This is a genomic window from Flavitalea flava (assembly GCF_054461575.1).
Genome location: NZ_JBTLQH010000015.1, coordinates 116,779 through 136,627, shown reverse-complemented (window position 1 = coordinate 136,627; position 19,849 = coordinate 116,779). Strand labels below are relative to the sequence as shown.

Annotated in this window: 15 protein-coding genes; 7 read left to right on the top strand and 8 right to left on the bottom strand. The window is 46.3% G+C overall.

The window, feature by feature from the left end; translation table 11 throughout:
* Positions 1-328: 328 nt before the first annotated feature.
* Positions 329-1,849 (top strand): right-handed parallel beta-helix repeat-containing protein, encoded by a 1,521-nt coding sequence (locus ACX0G9_RS15330; RefSeq protein WP_459065805.1) that lies wholly within the window; start codon positions 329-331, stop codon positions 1,847-1,849.
* Positions 1,850-2,284: 435 nt separating this feature from the next.
* Here the strand turns inward: ACX0G9_RS15330 and ACX0G9_RS15325 are convergent, their stop codons facing one another.
* Positions 2,285-2,758, bottom strand: a complete 474-nt coding sequence (locus ACX0G9_RS15325; RefSeq protein WP_459065804.1) for a response regulator — start codon at positions 2,756-2,758, stop codon at positions 2,285-2,287.
* A 131-nt stretch (positions 2,759-2,889) separates the two neighbouring features.
* Between ACX0G9_RS15325 and ACX0G9_RS15320 the strand changes: the two genes are divergently transcribed.
* The 3 genes from ACX0G9_RS15320 (at position 2,890) to ACX0G9_RS15310 (ending at position 7,682) form a co-directional block, all read left to right on the top strand.
* Positions 2,890-3,879 (top strand): type I glyceraldehyde-3-phosphate dehydrogenase, encoded by a 990-nt coding sequence (locus ACX0G9_RS15320; protein ID WP_459065803.1) that lies wholly within the window; start codon positions 2,890-2,892, stop codon positions 3,877-3,879.
* A gap of 111 nt (positions 3,880-3,990) precedes the next feature.
* Positions 3,991-5,226 carry a DUF5009 domain-containing protein gene (locus ACX0G9_RS15315; protein WP_459065802.1) on the top strand — a complete coding sequence of 412 codons (1,236 nt, stop codon included), beginning with the start codon at positions 3,991-3,993 and terminating at the stop codon, positions 5,224-5,226.
* Positions 5,227-5,387: 161 nt separating this feature from the next.
* The gene (locus ACX0G9_RS15310) at positions 5,388-7,682 is read left to right on the top strand and encodes a hypothetical protein (RefSeq protein WP_459065801.1); all 2,295 of its coding nucleotides are present in this window, start codon (positions 5,388-5,390) and stop codon (positions 7,680-7,682) included.
* 8 nt (positions 7,683-7,690) lie between these two features.
* Here the strand turns inward: ACX0G9_RS15310 and ACX0G9_RS15305 are convergent, their stop codons facing one another.
* The 3 genes from ACX0G9_RS15305 to ACX0G9_RS15295 all read right to left on the bottom strand — a co-directional run bounded on the left by ACX0G9_RS15305 (position 7,691) and on the right by ACX0G9_RS15295 (position 11,490).
* On the bottom strand, positions 7,691-9,091 hold the full coding sequence (locus ACX0G9_RS15305; RefSeq protein ID WP_459065800.1) for an alpha-L-fucosidase: 1,401 nt from the start codon (positions 9,089-9,091) through the stop codon (positions 7,691-7,693).
* A gap of 91 nt (positions 9,092-9,182) precedes the next feature.
* Complete coding sequence (locus ACX0G9_RS15300) at positions 9,183-11,069, bottom strand: M1 family metallopeptidase (RefSeq protein WP_459065799.1); 1,887 nt, start codon at positions 11,067-11,069, stop codon at positions 9,183-9,185.
* A gap of 70 nt (positions 11,070-11,139) precedes the next feature.
* Positions 11,140-11,490, bottom strand: a complete 351-nt coding sequence (locus tag ACX0G9_RS15295) for a cupredoxin domain-containing protein (protein ID WP_459065798.1) — start codon at positions 11,488-11,490, stop codon at positions 11,140-11,142.
* 174 nt (positions 11,491-11,664) lie between these two features.
* Here ACX0G9_RS15295 and ACX0G9_RS15290 point away from each other — a divergent pair, with 174 nt between their 5' ends.
* The 3 genes from ACX0G9_RS15290 to ACX0G9_RS15280 are packed head-to-tail and all read left to right on the top strand — an operon-like array spanning position 11,665 to position 13,645.
* Positions 11,665-12,090, top strand: a complete 426-nt coding sequence (locus ACX0G9_RS15290) for an OB-fold protein (protein WP_459065797.1) — start codon at positions 11,665-11,667, stop codon at positions 12,088-12,090.
* Positions 12,091-12,097: 7 nt separating this feature from the next.
* Entirely contained in the window at positions 12,098-12,703 is a 606-nt protein-coding gene (locus ACX0G9_RS15285; RefSeq protein WP_459065796.1) for a YceI family protein, read from the top strand.
* A gap of 21 nt (positions 12,704-12,724) precedes the next feature.
* On the top strand, positions 12,725-13,645 hold the full coding sequence (locus ACX0G9_RS15280; RefSeq protein ID WP_459065795.1) for a DUF5777 family beta-barrel protein: 921 nt from the start codon (positions 12,725-12,727) through the stop codon (positions 13,643-13,645).
* A 24-nt stretch (positions 13,646-13,669) separates the two neighbouring features.
* Here ACX0G9_RS15280 and ACX0G9_RS15275 read toward each other — a convergent pair whose 3' ends face one another.
* The 4 genes from ACX0G9_RS15275 to ACX0G9_RS15260 form a co-directional block, all read right to left on the bottom strand.
* Positions 13,670-14,749: an endo-1,4-beta-xylanase gene (locus ACX0G9_RS15275; protein ID WP_459065794.1), complete on the bottom strand. Its 1,080-nt coding sequence runs from the start codon at positions 14,747-14,749 to the stop codon at positions 13,670-13,672.
* Between the two features lie 71 nt (positions 14,750-14,820).
* The gene (locus tag ACX0G9_RS15270) at positions 14,821-17,763 is read right to left on the bottom strand and encodes a glycosyl hydrolase 115 family protein (RefSeq protein WP_459065793.1); all 2,943 of its coding nucleotides are present in this window, start codon (positions 17,761-17,763) and stop codon (positions 14,821-14,823) included.
* A gap of 14 nt (positions 17,764-17,777) precedes the next feature.
* Positions 17,778-18,545, bottom strand: a complete 768-nt coding sequence (locus ACX0G9_RS15265; RefSeq protein ID WP_459065792.1) for an SDR family NAD(P)-dependent oxidoreductase — start codon at positions 18,543-18,545, stop codon at positions 17,778-17,780.
* Positions 18,526-19,596: a LacI family DNA-binding transcriptional regulator gene (locus ACX0G9_RS15260; protein WP_459065791.1), complete on the bottom strand. Its 1,071-nt coding sequence runs from the start codon at positions 19,594-19,596 to the stop codon at positions 18,526-18,528. Before ACX0G9_RS15260 ends, ACX0G9_RS15265 begins: the two co-directional genes overlap by 20 nt.
* Between the last annotated feature and the right edge of the window lie 253 nt (positions 19,597-19,849).

Genomic DNA, 19,849 nt, shown 5'->3' with positions numbered 1-19,849 from the left:
ACAACCCGAACTGTTCGCTCACTGGACCATTGGCGCATTGCCATCGGTTGGATAATAGGAGCCGGATGATGCGTGAGTATCACGTCCGGTTCTGTGAGAACTTCAGGCTGAAATACCTGGATTTACTCGTTGATTTCGTCTTGCTCTCTTTTAGAATTTGTCGCACGACGAAATCAATACTCTTTGCGTCGCGGAACAGCCAATACAATTTGTTTTGGTGTTGCAAAACAGCCAATACAATTTATTGTTGGTTGCGGAACAGCCATTATTGATTTAAAATTTTTTGAACATCCGAAATTGTAAGAATTTGAAGAATACCAGGATCTTTTTGAAAACATTTTATCTTGTAGGGATAAGTTATTTATGTTGTTTAAATGGGAGCATCGCGCAGAAGGGGATGGTGCTCTCTTCTCATCCAAGATCATATTACCTGAATAACAGAGGTAACGATAAGAATAGCGGAGACAGGGCCCATCCCTGGAAAACGATTACACGGCTGAACAGGACCGGGTTGCATGCGGGAGATAACGTCTGCTTTCAGGGAGGTCAGGTTTTCAAGGGCCGGTTCCTGGTAAGTCCGGGTAATGGAGGAGATCCCAGCCGTCCGGTAAGGATAGGCACTTACGGTAAGGGAGTGGCTACCATTCATGGTGGAGATTCGTCTGCCATCGTTCTTTACCAGGCAGGTTATGTAGTCATCCGGAATTTGCGGTTGACCGGAACGGGTAGAAAAAACGGGAATGTAAAGGAAGGCCTTTCGCTCCTTGAATCCCATCAGATAACTTTGGATAGTCTCGATATTTCGGGTTTTCAAAAAGCCGGATTGTTTATTTATTCGTCCTCTGCCATCCGGGCTTCCCGGATTAACGCACATGATAACGGATCGGCAGGGATTTCGGTCGAAGGGATCGACGGAAAGCTAAAATCGCGTGATATTCAGATCTCGGATTGCCTGGCGGAAAATAATCCTGGCGACCCGACCAATCTCACTAACCATAGCGGTAACGGGATTATAGTGGGACACTGTACGAATGTAGTCATCGATCGTTGTGTCGCGACGAATAACGGATGGGATATGCCGCGTATCGGGAATGGCCCCGTAGGAATCTGGTGTTATGAAGCCGATAGCGTAGTGATCCAGCATTGTATATCGTATCGAAATAAAACTTCCGTTGGCGGTGCAGACGGTGGCGGGTACGATCTCGACGGCGGGGTCACCAATTCCATCATTCAATATTGTCTTTCTTATGAGAACCAGGGCAGCGGTTACGGTATTTTTCAATATTGGGGAGCAAGCCCCTGGTTTAATAATGTGTTAAGGTACAATATCAGTGAAAACGATGGTTTCGTTTCGGACGGACGGGGAGGTATTTATATATGGAACAGTTCGGATGACAAGAACCAATTTTATGATTGTCTGGTCCATAACAATACTGTTTATAATTCAAAAGAAGCGGCTATCAGTTTTTCCGAAAAGAGCGAAAGAAAACAATTTTATTTTTTCAATAATATCCTGGTTGGCAAGGACAGCCTGATAAAAGGAAATAAAGGGGCCGATATTTTTCAGGGTAATCTTTGGTGGAGTCTTACCCATAAGGACGATGTGGAACAACATTACGGCAAATTACCCGGTTGGATAGGAGAGCCCCATCTCCGGAACCCGGGAAATACGAAACTGCTTTCACCCGGCGGATTAATGGCCTATGATAAATACACTATTCCTGTCGGATCACCGCTTCGGACTGCCGGCCAGAGCCTGCCACATCTTTCGGGTATTGCTCCGGGGAATATGGATTTTAACGGTCAGCCTGCTCCGGGAAAAGGGATCGGCGCTTCCTTTTTGAAATAGGGCGACAAAACAATCCTGTTACATGGCAAATATGCAGAGGATGACTGGCATTTCGGTGTAGACGATTCCATTCAGATCCCAATTGCTATTGAAAAAATTGAAACGGATTTTAAAGAGAGTGCCAAAAATACGATCAAAGGCGATATTACCCTTGCCGGAAAACAAGAAAGCGTGTTGGACAAACGCCTCTGCGTTCTGTTCCAGCAGTACGGAACCGATGGTCTTCCCCGCAGGTCCTGGAGTGGGCTACCCCCGAATGGAAGGGTTGTCCTGGGCGATGATTGAAATTAAAATGGTCGATATCGACCACATGCGGCCGTTAGAAATTATTTGTTCTTCGACTGAAGGGGAAAAATTGATCTTAAAGGCCCAGGTGCTTGCTGTGATCTACAAGTGATGGTGATAGCAGATATCCACCTGATCTTTTTGTTATGCCTATTTTCTTCGCCCCTGTCCATATTCAAAATACAAGGTGTGAAAAATCTCCGAAACATAGGATTCACCCTTTGACAGAAAGTTATAGGCCTTTCGGATTTCCTCAATCGACTCATATTTATGGACATAGGCATCTATCCCGGATTCAGCCATTTTCTCAATGATGACCGGATCGTATGCACTGGAATAGATCATTATCCGTGGATTGCGGAATTTTTTCTTCAATTCGGTTACGGCCTGTTCCAGATTCTCCGAATAAACTTCCTGAAGAGGGCCTGTAATGACCAGATCGAATATGGCATTGGCATAAATCTTGGCGGAAAGGGCCGAAAAGATGTTCTCAGAATGTTCAACCATGGCAAATTCATTGATGGTCCTGAACACTTCCTGAAAAGCCAGGGGTATCAGGGGCAGATCATCAATGACCAGGATCTTATTCAGGGGCGCAGCTATGTCCTTGAGTACAGATTGCATGGCTAGATATGGTTAAAGAGGTGTAAGAGGAATCGGTTACACGATTAAATAAGCACTACAAATATATATAAATTAGATATATAGTCATTTCCTTATTCTTGTCGATATTTGTTTTTTATTTAAAATACCATATGAGAGTAGCAATCAATGGAATGGGTCGTATCGGGAGGCTTTTGTGCAGGCGACTGATTACCCTGGAAGGAGTAGAGGTGGTTGCCGTCAATGATATAATGGACACGGATAACCTTGCCTATCTGCTTCGCTACGATTCTATTTATGGAACGCTTCCGGCAACGGTAACTTATACGGATGGTTTGTTTACTGTAGGGGATAAACAGTTTGCCGTTTTCAGGGAGGAGGATCCCTCCCGGCTGCCATGGAAGGAGCTAAAAGTCGATATAGTGCTGGAGTGTACGGGAAAATTCAGCAGCCATTCGGGGGCAGAAATACACCGGAAAGCCGGTGCCCGGAAGGTTTTATTATCCACTACCGGTTCTTCTGATGTTCCATTGGTTATTTATGGATTCAACCAGCATGTAGTGACGGCAGAAAGTACGGTCCTATCCCCCGGCGGATGCATGACCAATTGCGCCACGCATATCCTGTATTTACTCAATTCTATTGGCATCGAATCGGCACATTTGAATTTTCTGCATTCTTATACCTCCAGACAGGAACTCATAGATGCCCCGAATAAACAATTCCGGAGGGGCAGAGCGGCTGCCGAGTCCATTATCCCGGTAGAGATAGATCTTGCCGTATCCCTGGAAAGGCTGATGCCCCCGCTGCAGAACAGGATTGCGGCCGTTTCCACCCGCGTTCCGGTCGCTAACGGCGCCATGGCGGATTTTACCGTCCAGTTAAAAACAAAGGTTACCAGCCAGGAGATCAATTCTTTGTTCAGGACGGCCGCTTTGCAGGAATACAAAGGAATCCTGGAATATAATGAAGAAGCCGTAGTATCGTTGGATATTAAAGGTAATACCCATTCCTGCGTGATCGACGGAACACTCACTTCCGTATTGGGTAATCATCTTAAACTGATCGCCTGGTTTGATAACGAATATGGATACACAAGCAGGATGATCGATTGGTTGTTTTACTGGAAGAAATTTTTGTAATGGGTTGGAATAGAAGATTTGTGTAGTTACAGTCCATCAGAAAAAGGCACTATATTAGTTCAATCATACCCCGAGATTACATTTTCCCAACCTAATATAATTCCTTAAGGCATGTCCAAAACTTTACGCCGGCTGGCTTCTGTCGATGCACTCAGAGCCCTGACCATGTTCCTGATGATCTTCGTTAATGATCTATGGTCACTCAAGGGAGTTCCCGAATGGCTGGATCATGCCAAAAGGATGGAGGACCGGATGGGCCTGGCTGATATCGTCTTTCCCGCCTTTCTTTTTATTGTCGGGCTTTCCATTCCGTTCGCCATATCGGGAAGGGAAGCAAAAGGATTTTCCAGGCAAAGCACCTTGTTCCATATTCTTACCCGTTCATTGGCCTTGCTCATCATTGGTATATTCCATGTCAACCTGGAAAATTATGACCGGGTAAATGCACTACTGCCAAAACCCTTATGGCAGATCCTGATCACCATCGGTTTTTTCCTGGTCTGGCTGGATTATCCGGCTCTGCTAACCAAACAGAAAAAAAGAATCTTACAAGGCAGTGGAATCCTGTTATTGGCCCTTTTGGCTATCATTTATCAGGGAGTGAGTTACCGCGAAGGAGGAACCACGGGTTTCCGGCCTCTTCCTCCGGCAAATGTTGTCTGGATGAGAGCGCAATGGTATGGAATTCTCGGGCTGATCGGCTGGTGCTACCTTCTGTGCGCCCTGATCTATTTGTATGCTAAAGACCGCCTGGCCATCCTTGCAGGAGCCTTCATCTTTTTTTTAGGATTTACTATGGCTTCCAAAGCCGGTTGGCTGGATTTCCTGGACCCTGTCAGGGAATTTATATGGATAGTAAGCAGCGGTTCTTTACCCGTGCTGACCATCGGCGGCGTCATCGCATCTGTCATTTACCGTAAATGGGCAGAAAAAGGAAAACAACTCCAAAGCCTGTGGGTGCTTCTATCCCTATCTCTCTTTATGTTGATCCTGGGTTTTGCCCTGCGTCCTTTCTGGGGAATATCCAAGATCCGGGCCACCCCATCCTGGGTATTAATCTGTTCGGCCATCACGCTGGCCGCGTTTGTCCTGCTGGCCTATATTATGGATATCAAAGGCAGACAGAAATGGATAACACCGCTAAAACCTGCCGGTACGAGTACCCTAACCTGTTATTTGCTGCCCTATATTCATTACGCGATATTAAATATGCTGGGCATTGGTTTCCGGCTGCCTTTGTTTCTCCGGACGGGAGGTATAGGCATTCTAAAATCCCTGGGTTATGCCTTTATCATTATTTTCATCACCGGCCTGCTGGAGAAAAGAAAGATCAGGCTTTCTATTTAATTCAGGGATGATGGTGACAGGTGATGGCGGCGGGTGATGGTGACGGGTGACCAGTAAAATCATTCCCGCAAAGGGAATAATGGAGGCTTGCGATAACCAGGTTCTTATACTAACTTTACCGGGTTCACCCTGATTAATCCCAGGGCTTAATCCAAGACCCGATGAAGACAAACTTTACCCCGTTAACCATATCCGGTAATTTCCTGTTATCTTTCCTGCTATTATTTTTATTTCATGAGACCTCTTTTGCGCAGCTTTCCGTCGATTATGGAAAGAGTTATGTTAATGTCACTAAGGGCCCGGGAGGAGGGACCAATGAGCCCGGTGATATCCTGGAGATCAGGGCGACCTTTGTTGTGCTTAACGCAACGGCTCATCAATGTTCTTATGCAGACAAGGTTCCGGCAGGCACTACGTATATCCCCGGCACACTTAGGGTATTAACGAATGAAGGAGTGATATTCCGGCAATGGACAGATGCCGCAACGGATGATCCCGGAACTATCTCAGGAACGGGGATTATTACCATCAATCTGGGTAAAGGTGCGGGAGCCGCTTCCGGCGGAACGGTGAAGAATTCGGATAAACCATCTGTCAGCGGTACATGCATAATGGTTGCCTCTTTCCGGGTCCAGATCAATCCTTCCCTTGTTTTTGGTGACTTTGTCGATGTGGGTACAGGGAGTATTAATTATTCAAACTCTTCCGCCGGTGCGATAAACGTTATCAACTTTTCACCGGATACGATCGTCGTTTATAAGAATTACGGCATATGCACCAATACGGTTGGCTCCAATACAATCCTCTCTGAGTTCGGGGGAACATTCGGTTCGGGAAAAGCCAAGGACAGAGCACCTTCCCTGAAAGTTCCCGCAAATTATACTTATACTCCCTTTACCTCCAATTCACCGGATGATCGTTTTTACGGGGTATCCAATAATACCAGCCCGGAAGGAGGTAACTATAATACGATTAATACCTGGACCATTCCCGATCCTCACAGAGTTTTCGGCACCTGGGATGTGATCGGTGACCATACCAATGCGATCAACCCGTTAACGGGTAATCTGCCAACAGACACGGTCAACGGCACCGGCGGGTATATGATCGTCATCAATGCATCCTACCGGACGGACACAGCGTTTAAAGATGTCGTAACGAATCTCTGTCCGAATACCTATTATCAGTATACCGCCTGGCTAAGGAATATCGGCCCCAAAGGGGGATGCGATTCCAACGGAGTGACGGCCATATCAGGAAGCTCCGCTTATATTCCCACAGGGCCAGGGGATTCTTCCGGTGTGCATCCGAATCTGACCTTTAATGCAAACGGATATGATTATTATACGACCGGAGATATGGCTTATACCGGCAAATGGATACAAAAAGGCTTCACCTTCAAGACCGGGCCCACCCAAACCCAAATGACCATTTACATAAGAAATAATGCGCCGGGCGGGGGAGGCAATGACTGGGCTATTGACGATATCAGCGTGGCTTCCTGTTCTCCCAATATGCAATTAACCCCAGCCAAACCGGATACGGTATGCCAGGGTGCCGATGATACGGTAGGGTTTAAGATCTCTTCTTTTTTCGATAGTTATTCCTATTGGCAGATAGAGCAAAGTGTCAACGGTGGAAGTATCTGGACTCCAGCTGGAACAGACACCACCGGAATGGCTTCCTCCGGGTCCGTCACTCCTGTCTATAATCCGGCTACCGGTCAGTATGAATATGGGATCAAACGTTTTTACCGGATTTCTTCCACCGTTCCGTTAGTGCTGTACAGGATAACGGTGGCCAGTACCCCTGGTAATTTTGGTAACAGCAATTGCTCTTTTTCCTCGACAAATTCAAAAGTTATACATACTATCAATTGCAATATTGTTCTTCCGGTGACCATTGCCTCCTTTACCGGCAAACTACTGGATGGTCTGGCCCATCTGCAATGGGTCTCCTCCGATGAAACGCCGGGAATAAAGTATTTTATCGAACGAAGTAAAGACAACAGGCAATTTTCATCAATAGGCTCATTGGAGGGGCAGGCGGCGGGAGCAGGACCACTCCATACGGGGACCGGCTATCGTTTTGTCGACCCTGAACCGCTGACAGGTCCGGCATGGTACCGGATACGGATATCCGATGCTAATCTTGAAAAATTCAGTAAGGTTGTGCTATTGAGCAATTCGGATATATCATTTGGCATTAGTTCCCTGGTCAACCCTTTCCGCGATAATATTTCCTTTGATCTGACCGTACCTGACAATGCCACTATCATTTGCCATGTAGTCGACGCGTTTGGAAGGGTGATCAAAAGGGACCAACGTTCTGTGATCCGGGGTTTGAACAGCATAACGCTATCTGGCCTGGCAAATATGCCGCCCGGATTGTACGCCTTGCAGATTCAATTTGCCGGTACGCAGATCTGTAAGCCAATCGTAAAAATTCCATTGTAACCCTATGGTTATGGAAGTACTTCGAGCACTATTACCTGGTCCGGCTCTTCCTCGTTCCAGGCTGAAGGCGTAAGAATCAATTGGTTGTTGCGCAAGGTGGCGTTGATCTTAGTTCTGTCTTTCAACAACCATGCTTTGGTTAATTTTTTAAAGGGGAAATTTTCAAGGGTAATATTGCCTGTACTTTTCTTCACCAGGTGAACATAGATCCTGTTCTCCTTCTGTGTAAGACAACCCCAATCCCCCGGACGGAGATATCCGCCTTTCGTCTCATAAATGCTCTCCCCATAGGTCTGGAGCCATTTGCCCATATAGGCCAATCTTTCCTTGAATTCGGGTTGAATGTCTCCATTTGGCATCGGTCCGATATTGAGCAGGAGATTTGCGCCATAACCACTGGCCTTTACCAGGTAATGGATTAGTTGAACCGGGGTTTTGTAGGTGGTATCCGTTATATTAAAACCCCAGGAATTGTTGATGGTTTCGCAGGTCTCCAAAGGCAGTTGTGAAGTTGACTGAAAACTAAGACCGGATTTATTTTCTCCGGGAAGATCCCGTTCAAACATTTGAAAGTCTTCTCCGGGTAAAGGGGAAAGATGATGATTATTGCCGATCAGGCACTGTGGCTGTAGTTGGTGGATCAGGCCATATATTTCATTCAGGTGCCAGTCCAGGCGGGCAGATCTGTCGGCAGCCCCTTCAGGAGCGGTCTGATCCCAATATCCGTCAAACCAGATACCGCCGATTTCTCCATAATGGGTTAACAATTCCGTCAACTGATTTTTCATGAACTGAATATAGTCTTCCCACTTACCTTTTACGGTCCTGCCGGTGCCTTGCCCGGTCCGCCCCGTCCACCAGGAATAATCATCTCTTCTCCAGTCCAGCAGGGAATAATACAGGAATAATTTGATTCCCTGACGATGGCATTCGTCCGCCATCAATTTGACAATGTCCTTTTTATAGGGGGAATGCGTAATACTGAAATCGGAATATTTGGTGTCCCACATGCTGAAACCATCGTGATGACGCGTGATCAGGGTAATGTATTGCATCCCGGCATCCTTGGCCATTTTAACCCAGGCAGCGGCGTCAAAATCGATAGGGTTAAAGAAGTTCATCAGCCGGGTATAATTTTTAACGGTGATGTTCCTTTCGTTCATGACCCATTCTCCTGAACCGGGAATGCTGAATGGGCCCCAGTGAATGAACAACCCGAAACGTGCGTCCGAAAACCACTCCCTTGCCTCAATATTTGGCTGTGAAGGAGTGTAAGAAGGATCAGCCGCGCTCTGCGAAAAAGAAAACAAACATAGCGCCTGCAGGCAAACGGCCAGCGCGATGGAAAGCATTTGTGTTCGTGGCGGTTTGGCGATTTTTCTATTGTTCATGGTAGTGCTCAGGTGCATGCGGGTTGTTTATTTGGACATAAAAATAGGGGTTTTTTCCGGTGAGAAGAGTGGGTAAGGAAGAATACTATCTGTTTAAATCGTCATTCATTTAAGGGGCCGTCCATTTATTATTCGATTCGTCCGCGTCCATAAAGATGCCTCCCTTCAATTCCAGGGATTGAAGTTTTTTGCCGCTGGCCGGAGCAAAGGTTATCCTTGTCTGTTTCTGATCCTTGCTCCAGATATCCGGAGTTTGATGTTGAGTGGCCGTGGTGCCGTCGGTATAGTGTATTTCCAGGTCGAAGGGAATGGCAAATCCGCCGATATTCCTGATGTCTATATTATATTTTCCCTCGGTAAAGCCTGCCTTTTCAATAGCCAGGTCTATATAATTATTAGTGAAAAACCAGTTTGTCCAGAACCAATTCAGGTTCCGCCCTGAGGCATCATTAAAGGAATAAAAGAAATCCCAGGGGATCGGATGTTTGCCATTCCAGCGGTCCATATATTCATGCAGGCATTTCTTAAACAGCTCATCACCCATCATATCTTTCATGGCCAAATAGGCCAGTGATGGTTTGCCATAGGCGTTATTACCATAGGAAATCCCTCTCAGTACATTGGCAGGGGTAATGATGGGAAGGTCCTCCTCTGCGGAAGGATCGTTGATGTAACCATTCACCCGGAATTGTTTGTAGAATCCTTCAGCTTTTTCCACGCCCATATCTGCCCGTCCGATCAGTAATTCGAAGGTGGTCGCCCATCCTTCATCCATAAATCCGTAACGGGCTTCGTTGATGCCCATGTAAAAAGGGAACCAGGTGTGCGCGATTTCATGCTCGGCAACGAACCTGGAAAAAAGAGCATCTTCATTGGTGCCATCATTGACCATCATCGGATATTCCATATCTGCATAACCCTGGAAGATAGTGGTCTTAGGAAAAGGATAGGGTATCCCCGGCCAGTTGTGGGACAGCCAATCCAGGGAATGCCGTCCGAACTCCACCATACGGTGAAAATCCCTGGCGCTGTCATTAAATGCAGATTGTACGCTGGCCCGCCGTCCACTGGCATCATCCACTATTACGCTCGAGGCATCCCATACAAAATGGTCGCTGATCCCCACCGTCATATCGGATATATTGCCGGCCGTCCATTTCCACGAATTGACTGCATTTTGTGCTGTTACCTGTCCCTTGGCCAGATCCACGGCCGTGGCGATATGAAGGATGGAATCAGTGGTCATGGATGCTGCCAGTTTTCGGGCAAATGCCGGCATCAGCACCGCATCGGGATTCTGTAAGGTTCCGGTCGACCATACGATATAGTTTTTCGGGACCCTGACATCCAGTGTATAGTCATTAAAATCATTATAGAATTCCTGCTGATCGGTGAAGTCCAGCCTGTCCCATCCGTTATAATCGTCGTAAACGGCAACCCTGGGATAAAAATAGGCCAGGAAAAAAGTAGTGGAATCGATCATCCCTTCCCGATTGCTTTGAAGAGAGATGTCGTAATGCCAGTCAAAAGAAAGTAGAACGGAATCATGGGGGAGGAGGGGCTTATTCAACCGCATGGGCCGCCAGGTGGCATCGTATTCAGGGTTTCTCCAGATTTTCTGCAGCCCATTCTCAGAAAATCCGTCAATATGAATCCCGGAATTCAGATAATTGGAGTCCGCTGCGCCATAACGGACGGCTCCCGGCTTATGGATATTCAGGATTAATTTGATGACAAGATTCTTTAAGGTATCCGGACTATTATTGATGTAAGTAATCCGCTCATTTCCTTTTATAGTCCTGTTGGGAGGCGTTGCTTCAATAGTGATCGCATATCGCCCCCTGTTCTGCCAATAGTTCCTGCCAGGGCGTCCGTCCGGGGAACGGGTCCCTTTTTTCATCGCGATCTTTACATCACGGGGCATGTATAAGGATTGGCCATTTACGGAAAGAAGGCATAACGACAGGGATAAACAGGAAAGGAAGGCTCTGAGCATAAGTTTGGTTTTTATCTGCCAGGAAGGTAGAAAAAACGCCTGAATCCCCCTTTGGGAAAAGGTTGAACGGTTACTGAACCGTTACAACGGCCTTCATCATGGAATGATATTTACAATGGTAATGAAAAACGACCGCGCTGGTAAATGTGTGGCTGAAAGTACTTCCGTGAGCCAGATCCCCGCTGGTAAAACTGGCGTCATCAGCAGTAACGGTATGGGTAGTGTTATCGTTATTCGTCCAGGTGACCGTGGAACCGGCAGAAATCTGAAGATTGGCCGAGCTAAAGCTAAAATTGGAGATACTCACCGCATGCGCAGGATCGGCGGTTGTCGCCCCTCCGTTATCCCTTCTGCAGGAAACCGTATACAGTACAATAGCCAGTATGCATGCAATACCTGTTAGTACGAGTGATGGTCTCATTTATATTTTCTTTTATATACGCCAAATTATTACCGATAGTTTCAATCGGCCAGTATTGTTTTTACGTAAGTTTCCCCAAACAGACCCTTTAATCATTTCATTATTTTTATTCCGTTTGCCGTTACCCTGCTTTTTCCTGTCGCTATATCATCAAATCATTAAACAGCATTTCGGATGAAGAACCGGAAGAAGTATCTCTTACTCGTTATTTTAGGTTTTGTAGCAGGCGCAGGGTTATATGGTTATTACCGATTCAATGAGCGTAACAATTCCCTCTCAGGAGAAAGCCCCTTTGCACGTTTATCTGCAGATGAATTATTCAATGCCTTTGAGAAAGATGAAACAGGCGCCACCAGGAAATATGCAGATAAAATTTTGGCGGTTCGCGGAATGGTCCGGCAATTGTCAAAAGATGATAAAGGCGGATACACCGTGTATTTATCTACCCCGGACCTGCTTAAATCCATTAGTTGTTCGATGGATAGCCTTTACCGGCAAAGTTCACTCTCTGTAAAAACCGGAGACAGCATAACGATTAAGGGAGTATGTTCGGGCGCCCTGCTGGATATTGTGCTGATCCGTTGTGTTACTGAAAAATAAATTACAGATGCATATTCTTTTCAGGCTTTACAGAAGCAGGGTTTTCCTTTTGCTTTTTATGCAGGTATTAGCAGGAGTAGTTCCCATGCTTGCACAATCTCCTTCCGGATCGCAGGGCCAGGGGATCTACTTTTCCAAAAAAGCTTCGGTCAGTTTTTTTTCAAAGGCCCGGATCGAGAATATAGAAGCCGATAACAAAAATGTGGTAATGATCGCCGATCTGGCCAAGGGGAAAATTCAATTAGAAGTCCTGATGAAGGCTTTTGAGTTCGAGAAAAAACTCATGCAGCAACATTTTAATGAGAATTATGTCGAAAGCGATACCTACCCCAAAGCCGTATTTAAGGGGCAATTGGTAACACCGGCCAGTCTTGATCCCCTGAAAGAGGGAGAATATGCCGTAAAGGTCAAAGGTTATCTTACCCTTCATGGAGTGACGAAGCCAATGGAGTTGGATGGTAAGTTAAAAATAGCAGGAGGTAAGATAATGGCGGATTCGGAATTTCTCCTCCAGTTATCGGACTACAATATAAAGATCCCGCATATCGTGGAAGATAATATTTCCAATAAAGTCCGTATTACCCTGAATGCAGTGCTGGATCCCTTTAAATAAACATTTACAAACTAACTTTTTATGTTTCGTTCCATTTATTTTTTTCTTCTGGTTGCCTTCGGGTCGCTGAGTTCTTCCCTTTTATCGGCGCAGGACTCCACTGATCTGCTGAAACTGGTAAATGCGGACCAGGGCAGCATGACACAATATGTAAGCGGTGCCTTTAATTCTTCCAGGGTGATCATGCAGCAATCCGTTGAAAATATTGCACCCGGTACGATGGATTTCAGGATACTGCATCGTTTTGGGCTGATCAAAGGCGGTGGAAAAGAGTTGTTCGGCCTGGATAACGCTTATTTTCGCATGAGTTTCGATTTCGGCATCACCAAAGACCTGATGGCGGGAATCGGAAGAAGTACATCTGGAAAAGAATACGATGGATTTTTGAAATACAGACTTCTTCATCAAAGCACAGGTGCTCACGATATGCCGGTTACCGTCTCCCTGGTGGTAGGAACCACCTTGTTATCTGATGACATGGTCACCATAACCAAGGACCCCAATTCTCCGTTCGCAGACAGGATGGGGTATTTTTACCAGGTGATATTGGGAAGGAAATTCAATGAGCGTATATCACTGCAGGTAAGCCCTACCCTGATTCACAGGAATTATGTCCAGGCGGCTCCGGATAAAAATGACCTTTATGCCCTGGGTTTCGGAGGGCGGTGTAAGATCACCCACCGGTTGAGCCTTACGGCCGATTATTTTTATTTGCTCAACGATTATTCCGGAAGCGGCCGTTATAATGCCTTCTCCCTGGGTGTCGATATAGAGACAGGGGGGCATGTATTTCAATTGCATGTAACCAATGCAACCGGCATGAACGAACGGGCCGAGATTGCCGATACCAATTACAACTGGGGAAAGGGGGAAATCGCATTAGGGTTTAATCTCTCCCGGAATTTTAATCTTAAAAAGAACAGGAAGATTACGTTTAATTAAGGAGGCGTATTTTGTTTCGCCGGATCAGAAGCTGACTACCTCCCAATAAGCTTTTTTGGGTTTCCCGGCAATATCAAATAATAAAGGATAATTTTTTCTTCCCGGGACAGGATAGGAATCCAGCCAGGTATTTTTATCAGTGACATTCCAAAAGGTAATTCCAGTCAAATCTTCCTTGAAATCGCGGAAGACCCCAAATATCTTTTTATATTGGTTCGCCTGCATCTGCTCCAATTCTGCCGTAAGACTATCGGACTCGCCGTTTTTTCTGGAACGTTTGTTTTTCTCCCAGGGATAAACGGACATATCTAATTCTGTGATCTGTACCTTCAATCCCAGGGCTGCAAATTTCCGGATGGTTTCGCGAAGATCGGTTTCCCCTGGTTCATAGACTGACCAATGCCCCTGCAGCCCTACTCCGGTAACCGGAACTCCCCCATCCAACAATTGTTTGAGCAGTTTGTATACACGCTCTCTTTTCTCCGGCCTTTCTGTATTGTAGTCATTATAGAAGAGCCGGGCCTCCGGATCAGCCTGGTGAGCGTATTCAAACGCTTTGGTAATGAATTCTTCGCCGCAGATCCGGTTCCATAAGGAATTTCTGAGAAATTTCGTGCTGTCATCATCAATCGCTTCGTTGACGACATCCCAGGCATATATTTTCCCTTTGTATCGTTTGACGACAGTGTTGATATGGTCTTTTAACCTTTGTAAGAGGACCTCTTTAGTTACGGTGGAACCTTTGGAATCTTTAAACAACCAGTCCGGAGTTTGTTCATGCCAGCATAGATTATGCCCCCTGACCTTTAGTCCATGCGCCTGTGCAAAATCAACAATTGCGTCGGCATCTTTCCAGAAGTAACGGTTTTCTTCCGGATGGATAGGACCCATTTTCATCGCGTTCTCCGGAGTGAGGCTGTTGAATTGCTGCAGGATCAATGCTGAGTCCGGACCTGTTAATGATTTTGGTGAAACGGCTACACCTATCGGGAAGAAATCTTTATAATAATCTTTGAGGCCTTTTTGAGAAAAGTTTTCTTGAGCGAAGGAAGGGCTGGTAATAGTGAGGACAAAGAATAAAAATAGTACGGCCAATTTGTTCATTTGCTCTTTTTTTGTTTTAAGGTTGGGCCTTGGGATAGGCAAAAACTGTATCGTTTTGGATCCGGGTGGTGTTAATTCCGGTGAAAAGTTTCCGGAGGGCCGAGATAGCTGGGTTTCACTCCTCCTGCGTCGATCACCAACTTTTGCAATACGACGCCGGGATCCACCATCCAGAATTTAAGCACATGTTTACCCGGAGTGGTTAGCCGATGCCTGGATGTGATTGTAAATATATTGTTGGCTACTGATATTTCCCAGGGTTTGGTAGAAGGATTTACATGTAGATCGAGGATTTTAGGTGTTTCTTCGTCAAAAGAAATACCATAACGCAGTCCGTTGGTGGAAAAATCCAGAGTAGGAGAGAAAAAGGCCTGGACGTTAACAGTCCCGGTATCAAAGAGATATACGTCGTATTCCAGGTGGGGGCTGCTGCCTCCCGGAAGTTTTGTTTGTAAACCAATGGTAACAGGCATGGTTGTCATTCCCGACAAGGTCCTGCCTAAGCCTGGGATTCGCTGCCATTTTACCGCAGTTTCATTTCCCCCTGCCTGCTTTACGGCATTCCTATAAACCGTATTCTCCGGCTTGATTTTGCTTTCCACAGCCCGTGAATAATGTTCAGCTTCTATGGAAATAAAACCCGTGGTTTCGATGAATCCCTTCGCCTCGTTTTTTTTAGGTATCAGGGGATTGGGAAGAGGAACTTTTATTTTTACTTGTTTGCCATCCGGACCGCTCACCGTGATCATTCCATACTGATTCCCTGCAGGCACCTTGCCCCAGTCTATATTTACCCATAAACGATCCTGCAGATCGATTTCATCTTTTTGAGTAGTATTAGTAGAAGGAGAGATCCGGAGCCAGGCAGCATCCGATTTTATAGAGTATTTAAAAGGATGTTGCGTTCTGTTGAAGACTTCCATATAATGTGCAGCGGGCCCATAAGGATCGAAGGAGGGCAGGGCTGCAACTGCGTTAACATTACTTTTAACATTACTGTCCGAGCCCGGCCACCAGGATTCACTTCCTTCAAGGGATACTCCCCACGAAGATCCGGAGACGGATGTAGTATCGATTGTTTTTACTTCGGGCATGCTGTTCACCGGGGGCTGCTGCCAATAGGTATAACCAATATGCGTCTGGTCCATCATATGATCCCATTTTCCACCTGCCATTTCTTGGTTATAATATCTGGAAAGGATGGAGTCCTTGGTATATAATTCTTTCGCGCGTTCGGCCATCTGGTTGGTTGACGATCTTCCCTGACCGGCGTAAAGCCTGTTCTTTGCAACGGTGTAATACAATTCATTCAGATTGGAGCAGGCCTTTACGGGGTGCAATATCAACTGATAAAAAGCATCTCTGCTGGAAACGGGCAATAGCTGATTGATGGAATCGGCCTGCGAGGCTAAGGCTTGATAATCAGCCGCGACGGTTTCCCATTCCCTGTAATTAACCAAACTATAGGTTTCCGGAGACAACAGTTCCGGCTTGCGCCTCGCATTATACCGGGTATATTTTGCCAGGATCTCTGCTATTGCCGGCGCATGCTCAGGACCAAATTGCCTTGCTGCCCATTGCCGGCCGTATTCCGGTAATTTTTCCGCCGGCCACCTGGCCGGATCCCAGGCATAATCCAGGAAAAATTCAATGGGGAATTCCATGGGCTTGATATCTCCTACGTTTACGATCCAAATCCTGTCCACCCCATATTGCCAGCTCAGATGCATCTGTTCCCACACTCTTTCGATCTGATTTGTGTTCAGCCATTTATAGTTTCTTGGATCACCCACATAATCAAAATGATAATACATTCCATAACCTCCGGCTCTTGATTTTTCGCCCATTGCAGGCAGTTTTCTTACATTCCCCCAGTTGTCATCGCATAACAATAAGGTAATATCGTCGGGTACACGCATACCGTTATCATAATATTGCTGCACTTCCTTATACAGGGCCCATGCCTGCGGGATGGCTGCCGGAGTCTTTCCGGTTACTGACTGTATGATCCCACGTTGATCGTGAACGATCCTTTCCAGCAAAGCAATATTACTCCCTTCCGTCATAGGCATATCACCATCTCCCCTCATGCCGACCGTTACGATGCTTTCATGTGAACCCATATGTTCTATGCCCTTTTTCCAGAAGGCCCTGAGCGTATCCTCATTGCCGGCATAGTTCCATTGGCCCGATCCATAACGTTTCCATTCCTGCTGGGCGCGAAGCATCGGTTCGTGATGGGAGGTACCCATGACGATTCCGTATTTATCCGCCATTACCGGATTTAAGGTGTCGTCATCGTTGAAAGCATTACCCCACATGGCCGGCCAGAGAAAGTTCGCTTTCATACGCAGCAGCAATTCGAACACCCGTTCATAAAAAAAATGATTCAATCCGCCGAATTTTTTATGTGCCCAGCCTGATAGGGCAGGTGCTTCGTCATTGATGAAGAATCCACGGTATTTTACTGTTGGATGACTCCATACCCCAGCTGCCTGCTTCAGGTACAATTCTTTTTTTTGCGGTACAGGGACATCGGCCCACCAATACCAGGGTGAGATCCCAATCTTCCTGGATAATTCGAAGACGCCATAAGCAGTGCCTCTCCGGTCACTTCCGGCAATAACCAATGCACGGGTAATGCCCTTTACCGGATGATCGATCGTTTCGATAGACCAGGCTTCCCATTTATCTTTCAGACTATCGGCGAGTAAAGTTGACCGGGAGGTAAGGCCCCTGACTAAACGACAGCTGTCGAGGCTACCCACGATAATCAGGTTCTCTGCGGTTTGCGGAACCGTATGGATGATAACAGGCCGGCAACCGGTAACCCTTTCGATATCCTGTTGCAAGAGTCCTGCTGCTTTCTGAACGAGCCAGTAGTCATTTGAGTCTACATATATACCGGTAGGAGATGCCGCAGGATAGACGATAGGAAAGGCGTGGGCAGGGACCTGTGCATATATAGAAAAAGCGGCTAGGTTCAGCATAAATATAAAGGCCGCCTTTTTCATGATCTTTTTGTTTTTTAAAATCCGATTGAATTTCCTCCGTCAACCGGCAGAATAACCCCAGTCAGGAATTTAGCTGATTCCGATGCCAGGAATAATGCCGCCTCTCCAATATCATCCGGCTCGCCTAATTTACCTAGGGGGGTCCGGGACAATACCTTTTGTTTTCTTTCTTCATCGCCATTCAATGCTTTTCCTGACATTTCTGTAGCGATGAATCCCGGCGCAATACAGTTCACCCGGATGCCCAGCGGAGATAGTTCTACCGCCATGGCCCTGGTCATGCCTTCTATGGCTGTTTTGGAAGCTGTATACGCAATGACCTTTGGCAGCCCGTATTGTGCAGCCATGGAACTGATATTTATGATATTCCCCTTCCCCTGTTCCAGCATCACCTTTATTACTTCCCTGGACAAAGTGAACACGGCCATTACATTGGTATGTATTACCCTATAAAATTCTTCATCGGTAACTTCCGTTAATTCCTTTTTCATATTGATCCCGGCATTATTCACCAGGATGTCGATCTTTCCATAGGTCTCCTTTACCCGAAGGACCAGACCGGGAATGGCTGCGAGGTCGTTCAGATCCTGGCAAAGAGGGATACATCGTTCTCCCAGTTTCAGGCAGGCGGCCTTTAACCGTTCCTGGTCCCGGCCAATGATCACCGTGAAAATACCCTGTTGTACAAATTTCTCTGCGATCGCGAACCCTATACCTCCGCCCCCCCCTGTGATAAGAGCAATTCTGTCCGGTTCCGCTTTTTTATGATGTGGTTGTTCCATGTTTAGATAGTTTGCTTTGTTTCTCCTGGATCCCTATTGACGAGGCCCGAACGACGAGTTCGGAACGTAACAGGATCGTATTGGCCGAATTAATGCCGGATACTCCGTTTAAATGATTGATCAGGTTACGGGCAGCCACCTGCCCCATTTCGTAGCCGGGATAATTTATAGTAGTCAGATTGGGTTCCACCACCGTCGATACCGGATCGTTATTAAAACCGACGAAGGCAATGTCCTCCGGAATGCGGATACCCGCCTTCTTCAGGGCTATCATACATCCCACGGCACAATTATCATTCGCCACAAAAACGGCGTCGGGGATGGGATGCATTTTCAGGATCTGGGTGGCTGCTTCCGAACCGGCTTCCTGACTAAGATTACTGATGAGCACATGCTCTTCCTTTAGGGCGATACGATGCTCTGCCAACGCCTCTTTATATCCCTGTAACCGGTCGCGGTATACATTTCTTTTTGGTGTTGCCGATATGTAGACGATACGTTTACGTCCCAGGCCGATCAGATGTTGGGTAGCTTCATACGCCGCTTTCCGGTTATCGATCAGGATATTGGTACAGGCTTTATGCTCCGCAACACGGTCAAAAAAGATCAGGGGAATTTCTTTTTTTATAAAGGCCTCAAAATGACCGATCGAATCCGTGTCATAGGCGAGTGATACAAGCAAACCGTCCACCCGGTTGTTGAACATGGTTTTGGCGCTGGCTATTTCTTTTTGAGCCGATTCGGAAGACTGACTGATGATCAGGTTAAACCCTTCCTGGTTCGCTATACTTTCAATCCCCGCAATAACGGTGGACATAAAATAACTGTTCAAACGGGGTATGATCACGCCGATGGTATTAGTGCGCCGCGTCCTGAGATTGCGGGCAAAATTATTGGAACGATAGCCCATCTCTTCGGCCAGGTCTGCAATTTTTTTCCTCGTTTTTTTGCTGACTACCGGGTCATCCTTCAACGCGCGGCTAACGGTGGCGATTGAAATATTCAATTTTCGGGCGAGGTCGTATATCGTAATTTCTTTTCCTGTTGTCATACAATCGTTTACATGCTGAAATTAAAGGTAAATTAATTATTTTTCATTAAAAAAAATGTAATCGGTTACATTTTTCAAAAATATGTTTACTTTAGTATCACGATTCCGTACCTGCATACTTGCCATAACCAACAAAACAACGATTGATCTATGCAGCCAAAACCAACTTTCCATTTATTAATTGAATGGCCCCGGATCCCTCCGGCGTTTGCTATAAAGAATAACCCACCTCCAGGCATTTTGCCTGTTCCTT